3 protein-coding genes are annotated in these 5579 nt (G+C 59.7%); 1 reads left to right on the plus strand and 2 read right to left on the minus strand.

All coding sequences use genetic code 11. The features are described 5' to 3' along the window. Positions 1–934 (plus strand): methylmalonyl-CoA mutase family protein (locus QT222_RS07500; RefSeq protein ID WP_491476799.1); only part of this gene is annotated, 934 nt, incomplete at its 5' end. A 90-nt stretch (positions 935–1024) separates the two neighbouring features. Here QT222_RS07500 and QT222_RS07505 read toward each other — a convergent pair. Next, positions 1025–1684, minus strand: a complete 660-nt coding sequence (locus QT222_RS07505) for a hypothetical protein (protein WP_231512914.1) — start codon at positions 1682–1684, stop codon at positions 1025–1027. 202 nt (positions 1685–1886) lie between these two features. Continuing rightward, complete coding sequence (locus QT222_RS07510) at positions 1887–5030, minus strand: type 2 lanthipeptide synthetase LanM family protein (RefSeq protein WP_491476800.1); 3144 nt, start codon at positions 5028–5030, stop codon at positions 1887–1889. Between the last annotated feature and the right edge of the window lie 549 nt (positions 5031–5579).

Consider the following 5579-nt stretch of genomic DNA (forward strand, 5'->3'; position numbering starts at 1 on the left):
CGCATTCACCCTCGCCGACGGCTTCGCTTACGTCGAAGACGCGGTGGACCGCGGCCTCGACATCGACGAGTTCGCCCCGCAACTCTCGTTCTTCTTCAACTCGCACAACTCCATCTTCGAGGAAGTTGCAAAGTTCCGCGCCGCTCGGCGGATTTACCACCACGTGATGACCGAGTGGTACGGTGCCGAAGACGAGCGCTCGAAGCAACTGAAGTTCCACACCCAGACGGCGGGGCAGTCGCTGACGGCGCAACAACCGCTCAACAACATCGTCCGCGTCACGATTCAGGCGCTCGCGGGCGTCCTCGGCGGAACCCAGTCGCTTCACACCAACAGCTTCGACGAGGCACTGGCGCTCCCGTCCGAAGAGGCGGTTACGGTCGCCCTACGCACCCAACAGATAATCGCCGAGGAATCCGGCGCAGCCGACGTTATCGACCCGCTCGGCGGCAGTTTCTTCATCGAGAAACTCACCGATGAAATCGAGGACGAGGCGATGGCCTACATCGAGGAGATTCGCGAGATGGGCGACGGGTCGGTCCGCGACGGCGTCCTCGCCGGTATCGATGAAGGCTATTACCACAAGGAAATCGGCGAAGCGTCCTACGAGTACCAGTCGCGCGTCGAGAAGAACGAAGAAATCGTCGTCGGCGTCAACAAGTACGCGACCGACGGCGACACCAAACCCGACCTCCTGCACGTCGAAGACGAGGTGCAGGACCGCCAACTCGAACGCCTCGAATCGGTTAAACAAGAGCGCGACGACGAGGAAGTCGAGGCGGCACTCGACGAACTCCGCGAGACAATCGAAGCAGAAGAGAACGTCATGCCCGTGCTCGTCGATGCCGTGAAGGCCTACGCCACGATGGGTGAAATCATGGATGTCTTCGAGGCGAAGTACGGCGCGTACCGCGAGAAAATCGGTCTCGCATGAACGAGCCGTAATTCGGGCGGCTCACTGACGTAGGTTGTCACCGCTATCACCGCCGCCATCGCCGTCGATACCCGCAGTCTCCCCTACCGATTACGTCGTCTGCTGGTCGCGTTCCTGCTCTTGGAGTCTGGTCGACAACGCGTCGAGTTCCGTTTTCAACTCCTCTATCTTCGACACGGTAACCCCCGAACCATAGCTGGGAGCCATATTCATCGCGTATAGCCGTCCCACCAGACTCTGAAACAGGAGGTCTATCTCTTCTTCCCCGCCGTTTGCCTGGTATCCAAGCTGGTTGATGAGGTGGTGGAGACAGGACCCCCAGCCGACCGTGTACACCTCGTCTTCGAACTCGTCCAGTGCGTCGGGGAGTGAGTCGAAGGTATCCAGGCAGTCTAAGCTCATCCGACTCGCCGCGTACCGGAGTCGAAACTGGAGTCGTTGCCGTTCGTCGAAATCGGCAATCTCGACGCCGGTGTCGACGACCTCCCACTCGTCGAGTCGGTTGCTGGCGGCGAGTTCGTCCCATCGCGGTCGTTCATCACTAACGACCGCCTCTGTATCGCCGAAGATGTAGAACACGACTTCACCGTGGTCCATGGACGGGTCCTGTCCGTAGCGGTTGAAAATCGGCCACTGGGCGTCGTCTCGGTGTTCGATTCGCTGGAACGCAGACGCGACGTACTCTCGAATCAGTCGTTCCTCGGCCTCGACGTCGGCGACCGTGAACACGACCTTTTTTAACTCTGACATGTTTGCGACTTTCTCACCAGCGTCTTGTATCTTGTGGCGACCCGGTCGTTCGTCCAGCACCGAGGCGACCACCGTTCCGAGAAGTTCACTCCCGCGGAGCTTCACCCAGCAGAACCCTCACATCAGCAGCAATCTCACGCCAGCCGAATCACCACATCAGCGGCAATCTCGCACCAGCCGAATCACCACACCAAGGGTAACCTCACTCCAGCAGAAGCACACAGGGAAGTTCGTCAGGGTTGGCGAACCGGAGCAGGCTGTACGCCACTCCGCTTCCCCCATTGAAGAACGTCGAGTTCGGAAGCTGTCGGCTGTGACCGGGCATGCACAACGCCCCCGACTGTTCCTGTCGTGCGACACAGCGGTCGACCAGCGCACGCGCGTCAGTCTCGTCTCGCCCGGTTCGGCGCGCCGATTCGAGTAGCGCCGTCGCCTGCCCGAGTGTGCCACAGCAAAGCTGGTCGTACTGGTTCCTGTCGGCCGAAGCGGTCGCCGACAGCAGTTGGTTTGCCTCGGTGAGAAGCGCCTCGTCGTCGAGAACGCTGCCGATGCCAAGTCGCGCGAGTGCACATCCCGTCCGCCCCTCGCACCACCGGTCCAGATACTGGGGGTCCCCGGCGTCTGTCGGAATCGGGTAGTTCGATTGCTCTGGGTCGTACAACGTAGACTCGTACGCGAGGGCCTCGCGGGCCGCCGTCTCGTATCGGTCGTCGTCGACGACTGCACCGAGTCGGGCGAGCGCATACGCGATACCGCTCTGACCGTGTGCCATTCCTGGCAGTGGCTTTCCAGTGCCAGTCGTCCAGACGTGGTGTCCATCGACCGAGACTCGGTTGTCGAGCAGTCGCTTTCCACAATCGAGCGCCCGGTCGAGAACCGTCGACCCGCCGTATCGCTCGTAGTGTGCGAGCAGTCCGAGCAGTACTCCGGCGGTCCCATCGATAACGTCGAATGTCTCGTCTGCCGCGAGTTGCTCTGTCGTCACAGCACGAGCGTGGGCCGCAGCACGCTCTCGATACACTGGTCGGTCCAGAAGGTCGGCGGCAACAGAGAGGCTGTACACGAGCGACCCGGTGCCGGTGATACCACCGAACTCGGTTTCTGACACCCCCCGGTCGCTGGCAACTGCATCGAGACAGTCGACTGCGAGTTCCTCGAAACGGCTGTGGCCTGTTTGGTCGTACAGTGCCGCTGCGGCAATCCCGATGCCACCTCGCCCGGCGTAAAGCGTGTTGTCTGCTGGTGAGAGCCCAAGCTGTGGCAACTCCGCACCGATATACGAGACCCACTGGCGACCAGCCTCTGTCTCGATTGCTGCGTTGAGTACCATATCACCGTGTTTGACTGCTTCGCGCTGGAGTCGGTCGTCAGTCACTGGTTCGGGCGACGCCGGTGCCCCTCGGTCCGGAATCGACGCATCGAGACACCGGCGGAGAAGCTCGGTTTGTCGTTGCCGGTCGGCTGCGTCCATCGCGTCGAGTCGCTGGAGACACCGTTCGTACCCGGACGTATCCACCGAAACACCAGTCTCGGTCCCATCGTGCGATACCATCGTCTGGTCTGGTTGGGCAGTGAACCGCGGTACGTCCCGACGAAGGAGCGACCGTCGTTCAGCTTCGAACAGCCCCCAGAACCGGTCGGATTCGATTCGGCCGTCGAAAAACGGCGCTGCGAGCCGTTCGAGTTCGACGGAGAGTCGGGCACCATCTCGAAGCGGGTCTCGTGCTCGGCTCAGTCGCAGAATCGAACTGTACGTCGCCGTCGGGCGATACACCAGTCGGTTTTCGATTCTCTCGACAAGCTCCGAAGTGAGGATATCGGTACGGAACTGGCCGTCCTCGTGCAGGCTGCAAACCGTCTCGTGGGTTCGCTGAAAGCCGCCGATGATGGCGTCGAGGTATCGTTCAGGTGGTCGGTCGACACCGTCCACGCTGGGCGTGTTTGTTCTTCGGTCGACCGTCGGCGACTCTCCCTCGACGGTCATCACGTCTGTGTTGGCCGCCTTGATGACGGGTTTCGATACCTCCGAGACCGCTTTCGTCTCGCTGTTCCGCCCGAGACCAGCGGCTAAAAACGGTGACGACCCGTCGTCGTCGCTGTCGACCACCTTCCACGGCAACAGTGCGGTTCGGAGAACAGTATCCGACGTCGCGGCGGCTATCGCTGTCGTGGACGAGGAGTCGGTAGGAGAGACGGGTGGGTGGAACAGCGTCTCCGCATCGATAATCGTCGGCTGTTCGCCACGGACGATGAGATTCTCGTACTGACAATCGGGGAGGTCGAGCACGTACGCTACACACAGGAGGACCCCCGCCCGCTCGTAGTACCGTTCGACTGCGGCCGTATCGGTTGGTTCGTCGTACTCGATAGGCTCCATCCAACCGTAGCCCTCGCGAGACAGATACTCCGGTGTACTGAACGACGGTGTTTCCAGATAGTCATCTAGCCGTTCGAGTACTTCGTACAGTGAGACACCGGCGTCTATCGGTCTCGGCTTGTAGATGACTGACCCGGATTCGAACGAGACGCGAACCGGAACCTGCCCGCCTGCATGTGTATCGTCGGCGAGCGGGACGAATTCGGTGACCGCACCGTCGACTCCGAACCGTGCTTCGAGTGCAGACCGGTCGGCCTGTAATCGGTGTTGAACCAGCGTAACCGTCGTCACCCACTGGGTGACTAGCTGGGTGAAGTATCTGGCGAGCACCGGATATTCGAGACAGAACTTCCGAATCCCGCCGTCGAACATCGCATCGATAAACTGGTCATAGTACGTCGTCCCCGGATTCGAGACGGTGGCCGGGTCGGCTGCCGCGAGGTCCGGGTCGTGGTACTCGACGAACGACTTGAACTCGACGTACAGCGCTCGGACGGACACTCGACTGAGTCGAGCGATGAGCCACTCGCCGAGTTGCTGGGCAACGGGCTGTGACCGGGTGTCGGCGTCGAGTTGTTCCAGCCCGTAATCTGCGAATGCGACCAATAGGTCACTGAACGGAACTCCCTTGGGGGCGGAGAGTCGCGCTTCATCGCAGGACCGGTACTCGGAAACGTGGGCGAGAAGTGAGTCGAGTCGGTCAATCCAGTCGGGTAACGGTTCAGTTGCTGGCCAGTGTGTTGCCGTAAGCTGGTCTCGAACCTCCGACTCAGTGAGGTCGTCGTACGCGAGTCGTTCGTGGAACGCTTCGGCGTCCGAAAACAGTTCGCGCCACTTGTCGAGCAGGTCGTCAGGGGCGATTGGTGGGTCGTCCCCGTGGTCGTTCGGTGGCCCCTCTAGTCGTTCGTGTAACGTGCGTGCCTGTCCTGCAATCGCTCGTTTTTCTCGTGCTGCAAGCTGCTGTGTCATTGGGAGAGACCGCCGTGAGTCTGAGTCGAGAACCGTTCGTTCATCGTTTCGTCACTGGTTGCTGTCACTTGCACTGGCGAGATACCACAGCCCGATTCAGGGGGTCGACGGCTTCGAGACCACCTTTCACCGAGCGCCTCTATGGAGACAGACACTGACATGCACGCTTCGTTCCACCGAGAAAACTAAACTATTACTACACAAATATACATTCGTGCAGTACTATTTTACACCAGTGATTAAAAGGAAATGATTGGGATGTGGGTTGTTTCAGGCCCTTTAATGCGCCAAACGTCGTTTTATCGGTGAATTCGTCCGCCATCTCAAAGATGAGTGATTCGCTTTGAGACGGCTGCTAAATGGCAGTCAGAAACTCATTCACTCAATATTGAATTTTCATTACAGCCACAAATCATAAGTGAGTGGGTGGTATTCTCACTCATATGTCGGTAGTACTCGACATCGAATCCGGTGACAAAGCAACGTACGACCAGCAGTTTGACGACAACCACACTGTGAACGACCAGCGGGTCAGTACCTGTACGTATG

Source organism: Haloferax sp. s1 (genome assembly GCF_058382125.1).